We start from the raw sequence: 20,446 nt of genomic DNA on the forward strand, positions 1-20,446 counted from the left end.
CTTTTAGTCCGGCAGTATCATTTTTAATACAAAAAAACAAGGGAGTGTGTATCCCTTGTCTTTTTGTTATTTTATCTTATGTCCCCTGGTGGTCTGTACCTTATACATGATAATCAATAAAACAAACCAGGCCGGAGTGACAAATAAAGCAACACGTGTATCATTCGCCAGTGCCAATACGATAAGAATGAACGCGAGAAATGCGAGTGTTAAATAGTTGGATAATGGGTAAAAGGGCATTTTAAATTTGTTTACTTTCGCTTCATCATGCCTTGATTTTCGATATTTCAAATGGCAAATCACCGTAATGCCCCAAATGAAAATGAAACATATGGTAGAAACACTTGTAATCAATGTAAAGACTTGCTCGGGTATTATATAATTCAGGCTAACGCCAATCAGAATGGCGATGGTTGAAAAGAACAGCGCATTGCTTGGAACTTTAGATGAAGTCAGTTTCTTCAATAATCCAGGGGCGTGATGATCCTTGGCGAGTGAATAGACCATTCGGCTTGTGCTGAATAAAGCGCTGTTGGCCGCTGATGCCGCTGATGTTAATACAACAAAATTGATCATACTGGCAGCGGCAACGATGCCTACAACAGAAAAAACTTGAACAAATGGGCTTTCATTTGGATTCAAAACATTCCAAGGATAGATACACATAATGACAAAAAGTGCGCCGACATAAAAAAGTAAAATCCGGACAGGGATTTGATTGATAGCTTTAGGGATCACTTTTTGAGGATTTTCGGTTTCGCCTGCCGTCAGGCCAACAAGTTCAATTCCTACAAAAGCGAAGACGACCATTTGGAATGAAAGGATAAATCCATGCCATCCATTTGGAAACATGCCGCCGTGGCTCCAAAGGTTCGTGAGGCTGGCTGTGCCGGAATCAACGGAAAAACCTTTCGCTATCAAGAAAATACCAGTTGCGATAAGAGCCAAAATGGCGATAACTTTGATCAATGCAAACCAGAATTCTAATTCTCCGAAAAGTTTAACGGTTGCAAGGTTCATGATCAGCAAGATGATAAGCGCAAGAAGACCCGGCAGCCATTGAGGCACCGCAGGCAGCCAATATTGCGTATAAATCCCGACCGCCGTTAAATCAGCCATCGCGAGAGAAATCCAGCAGAACCAGTAGGTCCAGCCAGTAATAAATGCTGCCATGTCTCCTAGATAGTCCCTTACAAAATCAACGAAAGAGTGATATCCCGTATTTGATAAGAGCAGTTCTCCGAGCGAACGCATAATGAAAAAGCAAAATACACCGGTGATCATGTAAGCAAATAAAATAGATGGGCCCGCAAAATGGATGGATTTTCCTGAGCCTAAGAATAAACCTGTCCCGATTGCACCCCCAATCGCCATTAATTGTATATGCCTGTTTTTAAGGCCTCTAGACAATTTTTGTTGTTGTCCAAAATTGTCTTTGTTAGAATTGCCTCTCAATTTTATTTTCCTCCAATAATAAAAGATGAATAAAGTTTTATCGGATATTATACCATCTAAAAGAATACAATGTTTACTTTTTAAATTTTAAAAATATAATTTTCATTTGCTTGTTCGTACAGGTGCTAAATGTCTCTCACTCTTTATTTTCACTCCCAGTTTTATTGAATAGTAGAAAAAAGGTAAATGCTCAGTGAGGAAAAGAGGTCTTGGTAAAACGTCCTACTGGCGTAACCGTCATTCGTGACCGAGTGAAAACAGTAACAAATATGTAATGGCAAACAAAAAGACATTGTTTTGACGATGTCTTTTTTGTTTTGCTAGGATAGATGATAACAGTAGGCTTATGAGGGCATTACTAAGGATACAGGCGAATTGAATGACATGAGGCAGGACATATAATGAACTTACATACAGCACAGCTATTGAAAATTTTATCAGAATATCAGTTTTTTGATTGGGAGCATCAAAAGAATAATAAACATCGCATCCTGATTGGCCTCCCGGAGAATAAGCTTGAAATAAAAGATTTTTATCAATCATTCGGTTTTGAATCAGTCGAGAATCCGTATTCAAATATAAAAATCTCAAAAAAACAGTGGGTGCATATGGAGGATCTATTTTTTCAATGGATATCTCCTTATCTATCAACTTTCGAACAAACAGTTGTTACGCCATTTCTAAGTAATGACTGGGAGGGTGAATGTCATCTGGATGATGAGTTTGCTGACGCTTATGAAGCGTACAAGGCTTTTTTAATAGGTAGCGGATTGTATGATCATACGCCCGCTTTGATTGAGACCAGCAGGGGATATCAAATCGATCATATCGGAGATTTTTCAATTCTGGGCAAGATGGCTGCGAGAAATCATCAATATTTATTTTTTGCCGATGGAGATAAAGTTTTTATGTTTACAGATTCACTGACCTTCCAGATGTATTGTAAAGATGAAGAAGTTTTGCATAATGAAAAGAGAAAGATCGAGCAGTTGCTGCATCCTGATTTTTTATCGTGATCACTGCGGCGGACACACATAGAGTGTCCGCCATTTCTTTGTTTCAATTGGATGTATTTTAGGTGATTTGACCCAGTCTTTAAGATTCATTTTTTGTCATTCGTGATTTTGACATCATTACATTCTTCAAGAATGATAAACTGTTTACTGATTATTACTTTGGAAGGAGTCCAGCCCTAGGGAACGCGAATCTAAAATACTAATATGAGATGTAAATGATTCAGCATTCTAAACACATAAGCATAAAAGGCCGGCATGTCAATCTGCTATAGAGGCCTTTCTGGAAGTGTAGAATGAGATGTTTCCGCCATGAAGATTCGGAATATTCAGGGCTTATCTAATAAGGACAAAGGATGATAGACGTGAAAAGAATAGATAAAATATACCATCAGCTTATGCATAATTTTCATGATTCCAGTTTAGATCATCTTTTAAAAGTACAGGGGAGTTCAGCAAAGGAAATTGCTGATCAGTTGAAAATGGAGCGGTCCAATGTCAGTTTTGAGTTGAACAATCTCGTCCGGTCCAAAAAGGTCATAAAAATAAAATCGTTTCCTGTGCGATACATCCCAGTCGAAATAGCGGAAAGGTTATGCAACAAGAAATGGGATACCGAGTTGATGGAAGTGAAAAGCCTGGAGCCGTTTTCTGGGAATTCCAAACAGAAACATCAACCTATTTCTACGAATCCTCTAGAGCTTATGATTGGGGCAAAAGGCAGTTTGAAGAAAGCCATTTCCCAGGCGAAAGCAGCTGTTTTTTATCCGCCGAACGGCCTGCATATGCTCCTCCTAGGGCCGACTGGTTCCGGTAAATCCCTTTTTGCGAACCGCATTTACCAGTTTGCCATTTACTCTGACATTTTGAAGGCCGACTCACCATTTATTACATTTAACTGTGCAGATTACTACAACAATCCTCAATTATTGCTATCTCAATTATTCGGACACAAAAAGGGTTCATTTACAGGTGCCGGCGAGGATAAGGCTGGCTTAGTCGAACAGGCTGATGGGGGCATTCTTTTTATGGATGAAATCCACCGTCTCCCTCCTGAGGGGCAGGAAATGCTGTTTTATTTTATTGACAGCGGTTCTTATAACCGGCTTGGGGAATCGGAACATAAACGAACATCGAACGTATTGTTTATTTCCGCCACAACAGAAAATCCGAGTTCTGCTTTATTGAAAACATTTTTGCGAAGAATTCCAATGACCATACATATTCCTTCGCTTGAAGAACGATCGCTTAAAGAAAGAGTGGATCTGACGACGTTTTTATTAGGGAAAGAAGCAGAGCGAATTAAGAAAAATCTGAGTGTGCACATAGATGTCTATAATGCGCTTATTCATTCTGCGAAATTTGGAAATGTGGGACAGCTGAAATCAAATGTCCAGTTAGTTTGCGCACACGGGTTTTTGCACAACCTTGAAAAAAATGAGGTTATTGAACTGACTGTTCGGGATCTGCCGGATGAAATCAAGCAAGAATGGATGTCCAGCAGCAAAAACATGCAAAGAAGCAAAGCTATTTCTGAATATGTCAATATTACAACGATTATCTCTCCGATTGTAGAAGATGAAACAACAAAAATTGACGAAGACCTCTCATTTAACTTGTATCATTTGATCGAGGAAAAAGTGAAAACCCTTATGAAAGAAGGATTATCCAAAAAGGATATTAATCAGTACATCTTAACTGATATCCATTTGCATGTCAGAAGTTTTTTTCATCATCGGGCGTTTCAAAAGGACAGCCTGCTGACATTCGTTGAAGACGACGTGATTCAAATGACCAAACAGTTAAAAGAAATAGCTGAGCATGAGCTGGCTTGCACATTTGACCGTAAATTTATTTATTTCTTGAGTATGCATATTGACGCATTTTTAAAGCGCGGAAAACAAATTGATGTTTTAAATACACAGGAGACTGATGAAATCCGTGACACTCATGTGAAAGAATATCGGGTGGCGATGATATTTAAAGATCAAATTCAGAAATATTTTAAAGTGGCCATCCCGGAAATAGAAGTCATCTACTTAACAATGCTGATTCATTCCATCAAATCGTTAAAAGATAACAAAAGGGTCGGTATTATCGTGGCTGCACATGGAAATAGCACGGCGAGTTCAATGGTTGAAGTCGCGACAGAACTGTTAGGAAGCACTCCCATTGCAGCAGTTGACATGCCGCTTTCTGTTTCACCTTCGGACATTATCGAATGCGTAGCGGAAAAAATGAAACAGGTTGACGAAGGAGAAGGTGTTTTAATGCTGGTAGATATGGGGTCACTTGCGATGCTGGAAAGCAAGCTGGAGGAAAAGACAGGCATTGCCATCAAAACAATCAGCAATGTGACGACCTCAATGGTGCTGGATGCTGTCAGAAAAGTGAACTATTTGAATTTGAATTTGCATGCGATCTATCAATCGGTCACGAAGGATTTTATTGAGTTATGGGAGCGGCAGCCAGCGGTAGCCGGCAAAAAGAAGGCATTGGTTTCCATCTGTACGACAGGCAGCGGGACGGCCAAAAAGCTGGAAGACATCCTGACAACGATCGTAAACAAGGCCTCTGATACCCCGATTCACATATTGACTGTTTCATCCATTAAATTGGCAAACAACATAAAAGAAATTGAAAAAGAGTATGAGATCCTTGCGACAGTCGGAACGAAAGACCCTAAAATCAATGCTCCGCATGTATCTTTAGAAGTGTTAATTGAAGGGGAGGGAGAGAAGCTGATTCAACAGGCGATTACCAAAGGAAGCATCCCCTTGAGCAATGGATTGAACGAAGCGAATATCATTGTCAGGGAGCTTTGCGAGGATAGCTTGAAAAAGTATCTTGTCTTCTTGAACCCCCACCATATGATCGAGATGTTATTAGAGTGGCTGCAAACCGTTCAAGATGAGTTGGGAGTCATTTTCAATAATGCTGTTTTAATCAAAGTCATCATGCATACGGCTTTCGCCTTTGAGAGGGTGTTGAAGCAGAATCCGATAGCTTTCTCAGAGGAAGATGAAATAAATGAACAGCTAAAAAGAATGCTGAACGTGACAGAACGTACATTAGCCCCATATGAACAAAAGCTTGGACTTCGCATAAGTGATGATGAAAAATTATTTATAGCCGCCATCTTCGCTGAAGAAGTGCCTGGCCAGCTGTTTTAAAAGCGGTTTTTTTATGTGAACCTGTATTAAATGGAACGCCATTTTAATACAGGTTTATTTTTTTGATTTCAAGTGTTTCAACAACAGACTGTCATTTGCTGAAAACTTATTGAAAACGCTTAACACAACTTTGTTGGCACGATCCTTGCATTATATATGGATGTACAAAACAGGAAAGGAGCAATGAATATGATTTCAGTTATTATCAGTGGTCATGGAGATTTTCCCATAGCATTAAAAGAGTCTTCAGGGATGATATTCGGTGAAGAAAATAACCTGATTGCAGTGCCGTTTTTTAAAGGAGAAGGGGTTCAAACGCTGCAAGAAAAATATCATCAGGCGCTCAAAGACATTCCGGAAGAAAATGAAGTGCTTTTTTTAGTCGATATTTTTGGAGGAACGCCATATAACGCGGCAGCTTCTTTCATTGCTGAAGATCAAAGAATGGATATGGCAGCCGGCGTAAACCTGCCGATTCTGCTGGAGGTATTAAGCCTGAGAGAGCATCTGACACTTAAAGATTTGCTGAACAACTTAAAAGCAATGAGCCAGCAAAGCTTTCAAGTGTGCAGTGAACATTTAGAAAAAGTAAAAACAGCCAATCAAGAAACAAGAGAGGATGAATTGTGATGAACATTGTGTTAGCAAGAATTGATGACCGCTTTATTCACGGCCAAATCCTGACAAGGTGGATTAAAGTCCATGCGGCAGACCGAATTATCGTTGTCTCCGATGATATTGCACAGGACGACATGAGAAAAGCGCTGATCCTTTCTGTTGCGCCTTCAAATGTAAAAGCGAGTGCCGTTTCGGTTTCAAAAATGGCAAAAGCGTTTCATAGTCCGCGTTATGAAGGGGTAACGGCAATGCTCTTGTTTGAAAATCCGTCTGATATTGTATCCCTAATAGAAGCGGGCGTACCGATCAAAACAGTAAACGTCGGGGGAATGCGGTTTGAAAATCAACGCAGGCAAGTCACAAAATCAGTCAGTGTCACAGAGCAAGATATAAGGGCGTTTGAAACATTAAGTGACTTGGGAGTGAAACTGGAATTGAGGCAGCTGCCTTCAGATGCCAGCGAGGACTTTGTACAAATTTTACGGAACGTAACAAAATAATCAAGGGGATGAGAATATGTCTTCATTACAAATTATTTTGTTGTTAATCATTGCAGGCATCACCGGCATCGCAAGTGTATTGGATGAAGGGCAGACGCATCGGCCGCTTGTGGCCTGCACGCTGGTTGGCTTGGTGCTCGGGGATTTAAAAACAGGAATTATTCTCGGCGGCACACTGGAGCTGATGGCGCTGGGCTGGATGAACGTCGGCCTTGCTATGGCGCCTGATACAGCGATCGCCTCTGTCATCTCAACCATTTTAGTCATTACCGCTGATCAGGGAATTGGCGAAGGTATTGCCGTAGCTGTTGCTTTGGCAGCTGCTGGTCAGGCGCTGACGATTTTTGTGCGGACGATCACTGTCTTTTTCATTCACCGCGCTGATCAATACGCAAAAGAAGGGAATATAAAAGGAATTGAAATTATGCATATAACCGCGATGGTGTTTCAAGCGCTTCGCGTCATGATACCGACTTTGATTGTCGCATTGATCAGTGTCAGCGCTGTTCAGGCGTTCTTGGGCAATATTCCGGATGTGATTACAAAAGGGCTGCAAATAGGCGGAGGCATTATCGTTGTTGTCGGATATGCCATGGTGATCAATATGATGAATATTCCTTATTTAAAGCCATTTTTCTATATTGGTTTCTTATTAGCGGCGTTTACCGATTTCAACTTAGTAGGATTTGGAGCCCTCGGTCTCTGTCTGGCGCTTTTATACCAGCAGATGATGCAAAAACATACCGCGCACGGAGCGGTGGCCGCCGCATCTGACAGTGGCCAAGTCGGTGTTTATGATGACGATGATGATCTTGATGCCTAAACCATGAGGGGGGATGAAAAAGATGGAGAAAGAAAAGCGATTAACGAAAAAAGAAATTTTCAGCATGTTTATTCGTTCAAATTTTTTGCTCGGCTCCTTTAACTTCGAACGTGTGCAGGCCATGGGTTATTGTTATGTGATGATACCGGCGATCAAAAAACTATACGGTCCCGGCGCGAAAAGAAACGAAGCCTTGCAGCGGCATTTGGAATGGTTTAATACACATCCGTGGCTGACAGCGCCTATATTTGGCGTGACGGCAGCCATGGAAGAAGAAATGGCGAACAATAAAGGAATTGATGGAAAAGCGATCAGCGGAATGAAAATCGGTTTGATGGGGCCGATAGCGGGTGTAGGCGACCCGATTTTCTGGGGAACCATTCGCCCGGTTTTAGCTGCGTTAGGGGCATCCCTTGCTTTAGGCGGAAACATTGCCGGTCCTTTGCTATTCTTTTTCTTGCTGAACGCCATAAGATTAAGTACAAAATATTACGGATTAAAGTATGGCTATGTGAAAGGAATGGAGATTCTGCAGGATTTAGCGGGGAATCGCATTCAAAAGCTGACAGAGGGCGCTTCAATTCTCGGGTTATTTGTAATGGGAGCTCTCGTTTCCAAATGGACCACCATCAACATTCCCATCGTTGTGTCCAGGATTAAGGATGAAAGCGGAAAAGTGGATGTTCAAACCGTACAAAATGTGTTAGACAGCATCATGCCGGGGGCGCTGCCTCTAGGGTTAACGTTATTGGTGGCATGGATGCTGCGGAAAGGGGTGAATCCTCTTCTCATTATATGCGGCATCTTTATCATCGGAATTCTTGGGTATTGGGCTGGATTCTTAGCATAAGCTCTGTGTGAAGTAAGAACGAAGAGGGAAACTGCGGCAGTCTATCACATATCAATCATTCGGATAACAGCGAAACAGAGGAGAATTGCCAGAAACGGACCAACTTGTGCAGCAGTCTCTCTTGAAGTGTTCAAACATGAAGAGAGGAGCGAAGAAACAAATGAAAAAGAGACTTTCTCAAGTCATCATCATGTTCACCCTGCTATTCACTATGGCATTTTCGGTTGAGGCAGCTGATTCAAGCTACTATGATGAGGATTATCGTCCTCAATATCATTTCACGCCGGAGGCAAACTGGATGAATGATCCAAACGGGATGGTATATTATGCTGGAGAATATCACTTGTTCTATCAATACCATCCATACGGACTTCAGTGGGGGCCCATGCATTGGGGGCATGCCGTGAGCAAAGATTTGGTTACGTGGAAGCACCTTCCTGTTGCGCTGGCTCCGGATGACAAAGGCACGATCTTTTCTGGAAGCGCAGTTGTAGATAGAAATAACACAAGCGGTTTTCAAACAGGCGAAGAGAAGCCGCTTGTGGCTGTTTATACACAGGACAGGGAAGGCCATCAAGTGCAAAGCATTGCTTATAGCAATGACAAAGGAAGAACGTGGACGAAATACGCTGGCAACCCTGTCATTCCGAACCCGGGAAAAAAAGATTTTCGCGATCCAAAGGTCTTTTGGTATGAAAAAGAAAACAAGTGGGTGATGGTGCTTGCGGCCGGTGACCGAATCCTCATTTATACATCAAAAAATCTGAAGCAGTGGACATATGCAAGTGAGTTTGGACAGGGACAAGGGAGCCATGGGGGAGTATGGGAGTGCCCGGATTTGTTTGAGCTTCCGGTAGACGGCAATCCGAATCAAAAAAAATGGGTGATGCAGGTCAGTGTCGGAAACGGAGCGGTTTCGGGAGGATCAGGCATGCAATATTTTGTAGGGGACTTTGATGGAACTCATTTTAAAAATGAAAATCCGTCAAACAAAGTTCTCTGGACGGATTACGGCAAAGACTTTTATGCGGCTGTATCCTGGTCCGATATTCCATCCTCAGACGGCCGGCGGCTATGGTTAGGGTGGATGAGCAATTGGCAATATGCGAATGATGTTCCTACCTCCCCATGGAGAAGTGCGGCGTCCATTCCAAGAGAGTTAAAATTGAAAACGCTTACTGGAGGAGTCAGGGTCGTCCAAACACCAGTAAAAGAGCTGCAAACCATTCGCGGAACCTCTAAAAAGTGGAAGAATCAGACCATATCGACCACAAGCCAAAATGTGTTAGCGGGCCTATCTGGAGATGCGTATGAATTACATGCAGAATTTCAAGTGACACCACGTTCAGCTGCTGAATTTGGTTTTAAAGTTCGAATAGGCCGAAATCAATTCACAAAAGTCGGCTATGATCGAAAAAATGCCAAACTGTTCGTTGACCGGAGCGAGTCGGGGAACGTCACCTTTAATCCGACCTTTAACACCGGAAAACAAACAGCTCCGCTGAAACCGGTAAATGGAAGGGTAAAGATGCGCATTTTTGTCGACCGCTCTTCAGTTGAAGTATTTGGGAATGACGGACAGCAGGTCATAACCGATATCATTCTCCCGGATCGATCAAGCAACGGTCTAGAATTATATGCGGCGAATGGCGGTGTAAAGCTGAAATCTTTAACGATATACCCTTTAAAAAAGGTATGGGGAACATCACCTTTCATCTCTAATTTGGCTGGCTGGACGACTGTAAATGGCACGTGGGCCGACACAATTGAAGGAAAACAAGGAAGATCGGAGGGTGATTCCTTTATTTTGTCTTCAGCATCCGGATCTGACTTCACCTATGAATCTGATATCACCATTAAGGATGGAAACGGAAGGGGGGCAGGAGCGCTTATGTTTCGCTCTGACAAAGATGCCCAAAACGGTTATCTTGCCAATGTGGATGCGAAACATGACTTAGTGAAATTCTTTAAATTTGAGAACGGTGCTGCTTCTGTCATTGCCGAATACAAAACACCGATAGACGTAAATAAAAAGTATCATCTGAAAACTGAGGCTCGGGGTGATCACTTCAAAATCTATTTAGATGATCGTCTTGTAATTGATACGAATGATTCAACATTCTCCGAAGGTCAATTCGGCTTAAATGTGTGGGATGCGACTGCCGTCTTTCAAAATGTAAACAAGGGGTCTTGAAATAGCGGGATCTTCATGTAGTAAACTAAATTAAGCGTTTAATAAAAACAGAAGCTGAGGAACGGTTGAGTTGATCAATACTGTTCCTCAGCAAATCAATCAATGTATTAAAGGGTGGGTAATTTAATCGCAGTATTAATATTTTGTAAATTCAGCTTGACTTGTTCGTCTGTGTTCCAAGGGTGGTACCAGCCCTTTTCCATCATATAGCTTGAGATTTGTTCATGCATATCAAGGGCTTCTTCCAAATGACGGGTAAGGATCTCTTTCACTTCAGGCGTCCCAGCTTCCGTTGCGGCCATCGCATAATTTCTGACTCCGTTTTTTGCTGCAATCAATAAGTCCATGGCTATGATTTGGTCTGTTAAAACGTTCATGCCGGTCAGATATTCAATGATAGGATTCATGATCATTCATCTCCTCATTCATGCTTTGCATTAGATAAAATAGAGGCAAATTCCTGTAACTGCCGTGTGGTAATATCAACGTCTTGCTGCATGATTTCTTTAAGCTTCGGATCAGATACCAGCGCTTTCATTGTTTTGGATTTCGTCAAACAAAGCGTCTTAAAAGCTGTTATTTCTTGGACCTCAAGCACTTCATGTAAGGCATATTCCATTTCTGCAACCTCCGTTTTTTTAAGGTTTTAACACTACTTTTATACAGTCATCCATTTTTGTATCAAAGATGTCATAACCATGCTTGGCTTCGCTAAGGGGCAGGACGTGGCTTACAACATCTCCCGGGTCAATTTTACCCGTTGACACTAATTCAAACATGTATGGCATATAGTGGATTACCGGAGCTTGTCCAGAGCGTATATTGATGTTTCGCTGCATGATATCTCCTAACGGAAAACCGTTATATCTGCCGCCATACACACCTGTTATTTGGATGGTTCCTCCTTTGCGAACGGCTTGGGAAGCAATGACCAATGCACTCATCGTTCCGCCATGAAGCTTTAATCCGCTGGCAAGGAACTCAAGGTCGCTCATTTTCCCATCCATCCCAACAGCGTCAATGACAACATCCGCTCCGCCTTTGGTGATTTCCTTCAAGTAACTCCCTGTATTCTCATGGTCTTCAAAATTAACGATTTCTACTTGATTTGTTCGTTTGGCATGCTGTAAGCGGTAGTTTACATAGTCAACAGCTATGACACGCTTTGCGCCCTTTAACCAACAAAACTTTTGAGCAAAAAGGCCGACTGGCCCGCAGCCGAGAACAATAACTGTATCGCCGTCTTTTACACCGGCATTGTCTACACTCCAGAAACCGGTGGTCATGGCATCGGATATCACGCTTAATTTCTCATCGGGCTCCTCACAGGTTTCAGGAATTTTAAAATGGGTAAAATTCGCAAATGGCACTCTTAAATATTCTGCCTGCCCGCCTGGATAACCGCCAGTATCCCCTGAATAGCCGAAATAGGCGCCCATTTCGCCGTTGTCATTAGATTGATCACATTGGCTTTCCAGCTGGTGTTTACAAAAAAAGCATTCACCGCAGGCGATCGTAAAAGGAATAATGACGCGATCGCCTTTTTGCACCTTTGTCACTCCCGGCCCAACTTCTTCAACGATTCCCATCGGTTCATGGCCGATGACATAGTCTTCTTGCAGATTAGGAATCAATCCATGGATTAAATGCAAATCCGATCCGCAAATGGCTGTACTGGTAACTTTTATAATCATGTCATCGGATTTTTCAATCTTTGGATCTGGCACATCTTTGACAACAACATTTTTAATGCCTTGATACGTTACTGCCTTCATGCTGTAAAACCTCCAGTGTTAGCGTTCATCAGGTGTCCGGTCAAACATCCCTTTTCGATTTGTTTTAACAGGAAAGAGATCCATGTTGCCGACCATGATCGTGTTTTTTGCAGAGAGCTGATCCAGCTTATATTGTTCGCTCAGCTCATACGGGTGGAACCATTTTTTGCTTATCATCAGTTCTGTAATCTCTTGGTGCATCGCGATTCCTTGCATCAGCTGTTTCCGCAACAAGGCTCTTACATCAGGTGATGCGGTTTCAGTCAATGCTACAGCTGTATTTCTCACGCCTTCTTTTGCTCGTATAAGAAAATCCAATGCAAATGTAGTGTCTGCAAGTTCAGGCACATTTAGCGAATTAATAGGGTCTAAATGATCATGGTTCAAAGGTGCTTACCTTCCTTTCAATTGATGATTGGCGTTGGGCGGCTTTCAGGGACAGGGGCCTGAAATGGCGCACGCTCATAAACCGCTTGTAAGTCAGTAAGGTCTTGAATGGATTGCTGCACATCTTTTTGCATCAAGTCCTTCAGGTCTTGGTCAAACACAAGTCCCTGCATTAATTTCGATTTCGCTATACAAAGTGTTTTAAAGTTCACGATTTCATGTAAATCTACAGCCTCGTGAGCAGCTAATGTATGATGATCCATATTGATTTAACCTCCTTTAATCAACGTTACTTTTCCCTAAATGAATTTGAAGCATACAGAAAGAACATTGCGCCGCAAAAAGTTGCATATTCAATATAAATTGAATGATGAACAGTCTGTACACGGTGACGTCGGCCTAACGGCTCCTGCTGCAAGTTAATGAAATGATTACAAACAACTGATTAAAAGGGGGTTTTCTATAAGGATAGGGTATCTTTGAAACGAAAACTTAGGAATGATTCCACTTTTAAAGGACTTGATTTATGGCAAATTAATCGGATGTAGGCAAGTCAGACGCACGGTGTTTATAAGGAGAGAGGGGCTGGAAAGTGCACTCAGTCATTATTCGGTCATTTTCCCTTTGATATTTTAACAAGATCGTTGTATAATACAAATCGTAATTATTTCGGTTTGATGAGAAGGAGTGTTGTAATGGGAATTTTATTTGGTAAGAGGTTAGGTATATTAACGATTGGTTCATTACTAGTATTGGCAGGATGTCAGGCTTCAGATTCATCAAAAGGTGAGTCTCATAAAACAAGTTCATCAGTTGCAGAAGACTCTTCTAAAACCCAAGAGCAAACATCTGAATCTCATGATCATGATCACGATCATAGTCATGCACATGCACATGATAAAGAGACAGAAAAAATTTATAAAGGCTATTTTAAAAACAGCCAAGTAAAGGATCGGTCACTTTCTGATTGGGAAGGAGACTGGCAATCAGTATATCCGTACCTGCAAGATGGCACTCTTGATGAAGTATTTTCGCATAAATCAGAACATGAAGGTGACAAGACAGCTGAAGAATATAAAGAGTATTATAAAAAAGGGTATAAAACAGATGTTGACCGTATCTTAATCCAGCAAGATACTGTAAAGTTCTTCAAAAACGGAAAGGGATATTCTGGTAAGTATACTTATGACGGGTATGAAATTTTAACATATGATGCGGGCAATAGAGGGGTAAGATACATCTTCAAACTGGATAAAAAAGCTGAAGGCCTTCCTCAGTATATTCAGTTTAGTGATCATAGTATCTATCCGACTAAAGCTAGTCATTACCATCTGTATTGGGGTGATGACCGTGAAGCTTTACTTGATGAAGTCAAAAACTGGCCTACCTACTATCCGTCAGAAATGGACGGACATGATATTGCCCATGAGATGATGGCGCATTAATTGGGGAGTAACATGCCCACGAAGTGTATTATTTCTTTTACACAAAACAAACGGTCATTTTTCCACTGTGAAAATAGATAGAAAGGGAAACACGTCTACCTTTGTAGAGAGTGATTACTTAGATGTCTTTAAAAAGCTGCTGACGAGGAGTCAGCAGCTTTTTCGTCCTCTTCCGGCTATCCTGTTCTTGATGATGCGGAAGGGTGGGGAAGGCTTGATCTCTTTTCCGCGCTGATGGCTATGGCGCTTTTGACAAAAATGTTATCGTGGCCATGGATTCTTCCAAAGGCGGCTTCTATGCACTCGATCGCTGGCGCAACGATATCTCCGGCATCGGAAAGCTTACCAAAAAGGGGACAGGCACGTTAAAGCTGGAGGGGAACAATACATACTCCGGCGGCACGCGGATTAATCAGGGTACGCTTGAGGGCGGCTCCGAGACAGCTTTTGGGAGAGGTGATGTTTCAAACAACAGAGGCATCCTGAAGGAAGATGTCTCAGGAAAACTGATCATCGGCGGAGACTACAAACAATCAGCCAAGGGTATACTTGAACTCAATCTCAGCGGTAAGCATGATCTGCTCAAAATCAAGGGCAAGGCAAAAAAAAAGGGACATTACGTCTCCATTTTTCGGACAATTATGTACCGGCTGACGGATCCACAACCATTACCTATCATAAGCGTAATGGATCCTTTTCTTCAATCGAAACCACGGGCTTGCCAAGCAAGTACAAAGTGAAGCTCGTCTATCAGTTCAACAGTATCCAATTAAAAGTCAAGGGAAATTAAGTTTGCGTGGTGTGCTGATGCCTGGGGGTTTTACCATAAAGAGTATCAAGCTGGTGCTCGTTAGCGCCAGCTTTTTGTGTTTGTCAGTGTTCGTGCTGATTGATTGCGCCGATGATCAGGCTGACCGAAGAACGATTTCATTGCCTTTGTCATAGGAAAGAGGCATTTCTAGTTGACGTAATGAAAGGGCTTAAGCAAGTTTATCGCTGAACCGTTTTTGTTCCTATCGAACGAAAGCGCGGGTGTTCTGCAAGTATGGAGCTTTTCATCTCTTTTACTGCTGGATGGTCTGATGCAAAGAACTGATGTTTGGACTCGTAAAGTTCAACTAATTTTCCGTTATCCAGTACACCTAGTGTGTCACTCAATTGATAAGCGGCTTTCAAATCATGCGTAATAAAAAAATAAGATAACCCAAACTCATCTTTGAGCTCTTTTAACAAATCGAGTATAAGCATTTGGGTTACCATGTCCAGACTGCTGACTGATTCGTCTAATACGATCAGCTTCGGTTTGAGCGAGATTGCTCTAGCGATATTGATCCGCTGCAATTGACCGCCGCTGAATTGGTACGGGTATTTTGTTAAATCCTGTTCACTTAAGCCTACTCTTTCCAACAGCTCGATGATGGTTCGCCTTTGTTCCGCTATTGTAAGTGTTTCATAGTTTTCTAATGGTTCTGCGATAATCCGTTCCGCTGTCATTCGCGGGTTGACGGACGAGTATGAATCTTGAAAGACAGCTTGAAGGTCACGACGGATTTTTCGCCGGATCGATTTATTTGCGCTATACATATCATGGCCTTGGAAAAGGATTTGACCTGATTGCGGCCGTTCTAAACCAAGCAATACTTTTCCCAATGTACTCTTACCGGCTCCGCTTGGCCCAATCATGCCTAAGCATGTACCCTGCTCAATCGAAAAGCTGACATCGGAAAGGACTTGTTTAGATTGGGTTTGCCATTTAAACAATGTCCGAGCCCCATAACAATGACTGACTCCTCTCACTTGTAATAAACTCACTTCATCACCCCTTATCAAATTCTGTCAACATAATCCAATGGAACGTTTATCTATTGGCAATGTCAAACGTGCACCCAATAGCTTCTTTGTATATTCATGCTTTGGTGCATCAAACAGCTGAAACACATCTGCTTTTTCTGCGATTTTTCCTTTCTGCATCACAGCGACTTCATCCGCCATTTCAGCAATGACACCCAGATCATGAGAGATAAGCAAAATTGCCGTTCCACATTCGGAGCGCATGGCGTCTAAATGTTTCAGCACGGTCTTCTGATTATTGACGTCTAGTGCAGTTGTGGGTTCATCCGCAATCAGAATGGCCGGATGTAAGCAAACAGCGGTTGCAATCATCACCCGTTGAAGCATTCCGCCGCTTAATTGAAAAGGGTAAGATTTTAAAAGTTTAACAGGATTGGATAAGTTCACATTATGCAATGCTTCGATTGCAAGCTCCTTCGCCTGCTTTTTGTTAAAAGACGTATGAGAGCGAATCGTTTCGACCATTTGATGACCAATCGTAAAAACGGGTGTAAAAGCGTTCATCGGATTTTGCATAATATAGGCAACATCTTTGCCGCGGATCTTGCGCATTTCTTGATCTGCCAATCCGTTTAATTCTCGGCCTTGTAAGGAAATGCTTCCTTCCACCTTGGTTGTTTTCTGATGAAGCATCTGAAGAATGGACATGCCCGTTACTGTTTTTCCGCATCCGCTCTCACCAATCAGACCAAGGATTTGACCTCGCTTCAGTTCGAAATTGACGTCTTGCACTAGGGTTGAAACTCCTTTTTGCGTTTTGGCCTGTACATGCAAATCTCTCACTTTGAGCACCGGTGATTGTTCTGTTCCCAACTTCCTCATTCCTTTTTATCATCGACGTTTAACTCCGTATTTTTCTGATAAACTCTCGCCCAATAAATTGAATGTTACAACGACAACCATGATCATCAGCCCTGGATAAATCATCAACTCAGGGTTCGTCCGAATATACGATTTACCTTCATGAATCATCGCTCCCCATTCCGCAGCTGGGGGCTGGACGCCTAATCCAAGAAACGACATAGCGGATATGTCCATAATGGCCCAGCCCATTTCCAATGTACCCATGACAACGAGGGGAGGGAGCACATTAGGTATGATATGTTTTTTCAGAATCTTCCATTGTGATGATCCATTGATTTTTGCGGCTTTAATAAAGTTTTCCTCTTTCAGGCTAAGCACCATTCCTCTAAAGATTCTCGCATAATAGACCCATTGCACCAGCATGAGGGCAAGAATGACTTGAGGAAGTCCAGGTCCGAATATGCCCACTAGACCAAGAACTAAAATTAAGTTTGGAAAGGCCATCACACCATCACAAAATCTCATTAACAGCTGATCAACCCATCCGCCTTTATACCCTGAAATCGTACCGACAATGAGACCGATCACGAGTGAGGAAATAAAAATGAGCATTGCAAATCCCAAAGAAATCCGTGTTCCGTACAAAAGGCGGGATAAGTTGCATCTTCCTAAATGATCAGTTCCTAAAGGGAACTCCAAGGATGGAGGGTGCAGCTTATATGCCAAATGAACAGCAACAGGATTATTCGGCGCAATCCAAGGGGCAAATACAGCGATGAGAAACAGAATGGATAATATGGTGATGCATGCCGTTATCACTTTTTGACTTTTGTATATCCTGCGTATGCTTATAATCATCGATACTGCCCTTCTTTCCTGGAAATGCGCGGATCAATATACATTTGAATGAGATCAACGATTAAGCTGCTCAATATAAAAAAGGCGGCGGCTATGAACACATAGCATTGAATGACAGGGATGTCACGATTGAAAATGGCCTCAATAAAATAACGGCCAAAGCCAGGCCAAGAAAAAACCACTTCAACAATAATTGTTCCGGTGAGAAGTTTGCCAAGATTCATTCCTAGTCCTGTAATCATCGGAGAAATGGCCATTTTCAATACATGCTTAGCCATAATGCTTTTATTTTTCAGTCCTCTGATTTTTGCGTATTGGACATACGGTTCTTGCAGGTTTTCTATCACACTGGCGCGCAAAAGCCTTGTATACATTGCAATTAAAGGAAGCGCCAGCGTCATTGACGGCAGTACGAGGTGCTGCCATGTCCCAATTCCTTCTACTGGAAAAAGATCTAATTGAACAGAAAAGAAAAAAACCAACATATACCCTAACCAAAAAGTCGGAATGGATGCCCCGAAAAAGGAAATGAAGCGACTGATATGATCAATTGCGCGATTTCTTTTGATTCCAGCAAAGAAGCCGAGAGGCACACTGACAAGCACCGCGATCAATAAACTCCCAAGCGCAAGTTCGATCGTTGCTGGCATTCGGAGGGCAACCTCGTCCCAAACCGGCTTATTCGAAACATAAGATATGCCAAAATCGAATTGGCATATCTTCAAAATAGAGTTTACATATTGGATAAAGAATGGTTGATCTAAGCCAAACTCATGTCTCTTTTGTTCTAAAATGTCATCGTTTGGCTGGATATGCGCTGCTGCTACATACGCTTCAGCCGGGTCAACCGGTGAGAGTTGAATCATTCCAGTTGTCAGAAGCGCAGCTAAAAGAAACACTGGAATGATGGACATGATTCGTTTCAATATATAGATACCCATAAAAGCCTCCTACTGCTTCATGCGAATACCTGTAAATGGATGTTCGTCACGGTTGGCAGGGAAAGTAAAGTCTGTCATATTCTTTTGGTAGATCGCTGTCTTTTTAATATAAGAGATCGGAACGATGGCTCCCTGATCTTGAAGGGATGTTAAAATAGATGAGTAAAGCTTTTGACGCTCTTTTTCATCAGTTGTTTGAGGAACCTTTGCCATCTGCTTCAATAACTTATCTTTGTTTGGATAGGCAGAAATCGCTTCATTAAATCCAAATCCTTTTGAGGCGACAATGTTTACAAATGTATGCGGGTCATAAGGCGCGCCATAGTTGCTAAAGAAGTTCATATCAAATTCATTCGCTTTGAACCGTTTAACCTGAGTCGCCAATTCTACTCCTTCAAGATTCAACTTCACTCCAATCGCTGCCCACTCTGCTTGCAGCGTTTCTGCCATTGCTTTTTGAATGGATTCCGCTGAATCATACATTAAACTAAATTCAAGAGGCTTTCCGTCTTTTTCACGCACCGTCTTGCCATTCGGAAGTTTCCAGCCGGCCGCATCTAATAACGCTTTCGCTTTTTCTGCATCATATTTTACTGGCTTTACATCAATATCAGACGTGTATGGGAAAGTTGTCGGCAAAATATGATCTGCTTTTTCTTCTAACCCGGAGGTAATGCCTTCCACCATGGCGTCTTTATCAAAACCGTAGTGCAGGGCTTGGCGCACACGTTCATCAGAAAGTTGTTCTTTTTTCGTATTCATGACAAGCTGTCTCGTCGCTACCGGTTCAGAAAGACTAGTTTCATACTGACCTGTCGATTGCAGCTGCTTGTATGCATCCAAGCTGATGACGCCTTCACCGTAAATTAAGTCCAATTCACCTTTTTCAAATGCGAGCACTCTTGTTTCTGCGTCTGGGATGACTTTCACCTTGATTTTCTCGACTTTAGGCTTTTCCCCCCAATAATTTTCGTTGCGTTTAAAAATCGCATATTCATCAGCTTTATATTCGTCCAATACCCATGGACCCGTTCCCACCGGTTTTGCGACACCTTTTGATGTATCGCCATCCTGAGGGAATCCAGCCTCTCCTAAAAATCGAACAGGCCGTACAACTGCCAGCTCCTGAATGGTTGGATAATATGGTTCAGTCAGTGTCAATTGAAATGTATGATCATCGATCACTTTTGTTTGAGCTATTTTTGTCATAAATCCTAGCCAGCTATGCAACTCAGGATGTTTTAAAATGGAGTCGAAATTCTTTTTCGCGATTTTTGCGTTAAAGGTTGTTCCATCCGAGAATTTGACATCCTTACGCAAATGAAATGTATACACTTTACCGTCATTAGATATATCCCAAGACTCAGCTAAATGCGGTTTAAGCTTCCCGCCCGTTCCATAAGTGACCAAAGGCTCGTATACCATTGATTGGGCAAACAATTGGGAAGGGTTATAGACATGCGGGTTCATTTCGCCTATATCTCTAGGCCAAGCAATTGTGACCATATTGTTATGTTTTTTCATCTCTGTTGAATTTCCTGCATTAGTACATCCTGCTAATAAAATAGAAAAGATGAGCATGGATAAGAAAGTAATTTTAATTTTCGAACGAATCTTCCCGCTATACATCTGTATTTCCTCCTAAGTGATGTTGATAATCATTTTCATTTTAAGGAGGAGGCATACCCTTGTCAATGTAAGAATATAGGTATTGATTATTTTGAAACTAATAAAGTGTTAACTCATAGATCTGCATTCA

At 42.0% G+C, this 20,446-nt stretch carries 19 protein-coding genes and 2 pseudogenes; 10 read left to right on the top strand and 11 right to left on the bottom strand.

All coding sequences use genetic code 11. The features are described 5' to 3' along the window. Window positions 1-66 precede the first annotated feature (66 nt). On the bottom strand, window positions 67-1,455 hold the full coding sequence (locus tag ACY3LV_RS18435; protein WP_464864278.1) for an amino acid permease: 1,389 nt from the start codon (window positions 1,453-1,455) through the stop codon (window positions 67-69). 425 nt (window positions 1,456-1,880) lie between these two features. On the opposite strand from ACY3LV_RS18435, the gene ACY3LV_RS18440 reads away from it, so the two are divergent. From ACY3LV_RS18440 to ACY3LV_RS18475, 8 genes and pseudogenes are all read left to right on the top strand, one after another. After that, a complete protein-coding gene (locus ACY3LV_RS18440) occupies window positions 1,881-2,471 on the top strand; it encodes a hypothetical protein (RefSeq protein ID WP_464864279.1) in 591 nt (196 codons plus the stop codon). A 362-nt stretch (window positions 2,472-2,833) separates the two neighbouring features. Next, the gene (levR, locus tag ACY3LV_RS18445) at window positions 2,834-5,641 is read left to right on the top strand and encodes a transcriptional regulator LevR (RefSeq protein WP_464864280.1); all 2,808 of its coding nucleotides are present in this window, start codon (window positions 2,834-2,836) and stop codon (window positions 5,639-5,641) included. A 189-nt stretch (window positions 5,642-5,830) separates the two neighbouring features. After that, window positions 5,831-6,271: a PTS fructose transporter subunit IIA gene (levD, locus tag ACY3LV_RS18450; RefSeq protein WP_087993808.1), complete on the top strand. Its 441-nt coding sequence runs from the start codon at window positions 5,831-5,833 to the stop codon at window positions 6,269-6,271. Further along, entirely contained in the window at window positions 6,271-6,759 is a 489-nt protein-coding gene (gene levE, locus ACY3LV_RS18455) for a PTS fructose transporter subunit IIB (protein ID WP_333561514.1), read from the top strand. Before levD ends, levE begins: the two co-directional genes overlap by 1 nt. Before the next feature lie 16 nt (window positions 6,760-6,775). Then, the gene (gene levF / locus ACY3LV_RS18460) at window positions 6,776-7,582 is read left to right on the top strand and encodes a PTS fructose transporter subunit IIC (protein ID WP_333561515.1); all 807 of its coding nucleotides are present in this window, start codon (window positions 6,776-6,778) and stop codon (window positions 7,580-7,582) included. 22 nt (window positions 7,583-7,604) lie between these two features. Then, window positions 7,605-8,432, top strand: a complete 828-nt coding sequence (gene levG, locus ACY3LV_RS18465; RefSeq protein ID WP_014114571.1) for a PTS fructose transporter subunit IID — start codon at window positions 7,605-7,607, stop codon at window positions 8,430-8,432. 85 nt (window positions 8,433-8,517) lie between these two features. Continuing rightward, a pseudogene (locus ACY3LV_RS18470) lies at window positions 8,518-8,660 on the top strand (hypothetical protein). Then, a complete protein-coding gene (locus tag ACY3LV_RS18475; protein ID WP_333561516.1) occupies window positions 8,593-10,626 on the top strand; it encodes a GH32 C-terminal domain-containing protein in 2,034 nt (677 codons plus the stop codon). The pseudogene ACY3LV_RS18470 and the gene ACY3LV_RS18475 overlap by 68 nt, the downstream one beginning before the upstream one ends. Window positions 10,627-10,733: 107 nt before the next feature. On the opposite strand, the gene ACY3LV_RS18480 is transcribed toward ACY3LV_RS18475, so the two are convergent. From ACY3LV_RS18480 to ACY3LV_RS18500, 5 genes are read right to left on the bottom strand one after another with little or no spacing between them, the layout of a single operon-like run. Then, complete coding sequence (locus ACY3LV_RS18480) at window positions 10,734-11,033, bottom strand: spore coat protein (protein WP_333517173.1); 300 nt, start codon at window positions 11,031-11,033, stop codon at window positions 10,734-10,736. Between the two features lie 14 nt (window positions 11,034-11,047). Beyond that, window positions 11,048-11,245, bottom strand: coding sequence for a hypothetical protein (locus ACY3LV_RS18485; RefSeq protein WP_333561517.1), 198 nt, complete (start codon window positions 11,243-11,245; stop codon window positions 11,048-11,050). 19 nt (window positions 11,246-11,264) lie between these two features. Beyond that, window positions 11,265-12,401: a zinc-dependent alcohol dehydrogenase gene (locus ACY3LV_RS18490; RefSeq protein WP_087993818.1), complete on the bottom strand. Its 1,137-nt coding sequence runs from the start codon at window positions 12,399-12,401 to the stop codon at window positions 11,265-11,267. A gap of 18 nt (window positions 12,402-12,419) precedes the next feature. Further along, window positions 12,420-12,788, bottom strand: a complete 369-nt coding sequence (locus ACY3LV_RS18495) for a spore coat protein (protein WP_333561518.1) — start codon at window positions 12,786-12,788, stop codon at window positions 12,420-12,422. Window positions 12,789-12,805: 17 nt separating this feature from the next. Further along, window positions 12,806-13,051, bottom strand: a complete 246-nt coding sequence (locus ACY3LV_RS18500) for a spore gernimation protein GerQ (RefSeq protein ID WP_148962128.1) — start codon at window positions 13,049-13,051, stop codon at window positions 12,806-12,808. A 432-nt stretch (window positions 13,052-13,483) separates the two neighbouring features. Between ACY3LV_RS18500 and ACY3LV_RS18505 the strand changes: the two genes are divergently transcribed. Next, complete coding sequence (locus tag ACY3LV_RS18505; protein ID WP_333561519.1) at window positions 13,484-14,233, top strand: metal-binding protein ZinT; 750 nt, start codon at window positions 13,484-13,486, stop codon at window positions 14,231-14,233. Between the two features lie 171 nt (window positions 14,234-14,404). Continuing rightward, window positions 14,405-15,023 (top strand): annotated as a pseudogene (locus ACY3LV_RS18510) (autotransporter-associated beta strand repeat-containing protein); the annotation flags it as partial. Window positions 15,024-15,223: 200 nt separating this feature from the next. Here the strand turns inward: ACY3LV_RS18510 and nikE are convergent. From nikE to nikA, 5 genes are read right to left on the bottom strand one after another with little or no spacing between them, the layout of a single operon-like run. Then, complete coding sequence (gene nikE, locus ACY3LV_RS18515; protein WP_333561520.1) at window positions 15,224-16,045, bottom strand: nickel import ATP-binding protein NikE; 822 nt, start codon at window positions 16,043-16,045, stop codon at window positions 15,224-15,226. Window positions 16,046-16,069: 24 nt separating this feature from the next. Further along, the gene (gene nikD, locus ACY3LV_RS18520; RefSeq protein ID WP_148962125.1) at window positions 16,070-16,897 is read right to left on the bottom strand and encodes a nickel import ATP-binding protein NikD; all 828 of its coding nucleotides are present in this window, start codon (window positions 16,895-16,897) and stop codon (window positions 16,070-16,072) included. Window positions 16,898-16,915: 18 nt separating this feature from the next. Continuing rightward, window positions 16,916-17,746, bottom strand: coding sequence for a nickel ABC transporter permease subunit NikC (gene nikC, locus ACY3LV_RS18525; RefSeq protein WP_333517168.1), 831 nt, complete (start codon window positions 17,744-17,746; stop codon window positions 16,916-16,918). After that, window positions 17,743-18,687 carry a nickel ABC transporter permease subunit NikB gene (nikB, locus tag ACY3LV_RS18530; RefSeq protein ID WP_148962123.1) on the bottom strand — a complete coding sequence of 315 codons (945 nt, stop codon included), beginning with the start codon at window positions 18,685-18,687 and terminating at the stop codon, window positions 17,743-17,745. Before nikB ends, nikC begins: the two co-directional genes overlap by 4 nt. A gap of 9 nt (window positions 18,688-18,696) precedes the next feature. Next, entirely contained in the window at window positions 18,697-20,316 is a 1,620-nt protein-coding gene (nikA, locus tag ACY3LV_RS18535) for a nickel ABC transporter substrate-binding protein (RefSeq protein WP_464864281.1), read from the bottom strand. Window positions 20,317-20,446: the final 130 nt, after the last annotated feature.

The organism is Bacillus sp. 11C (assembly GCF_055486375.1).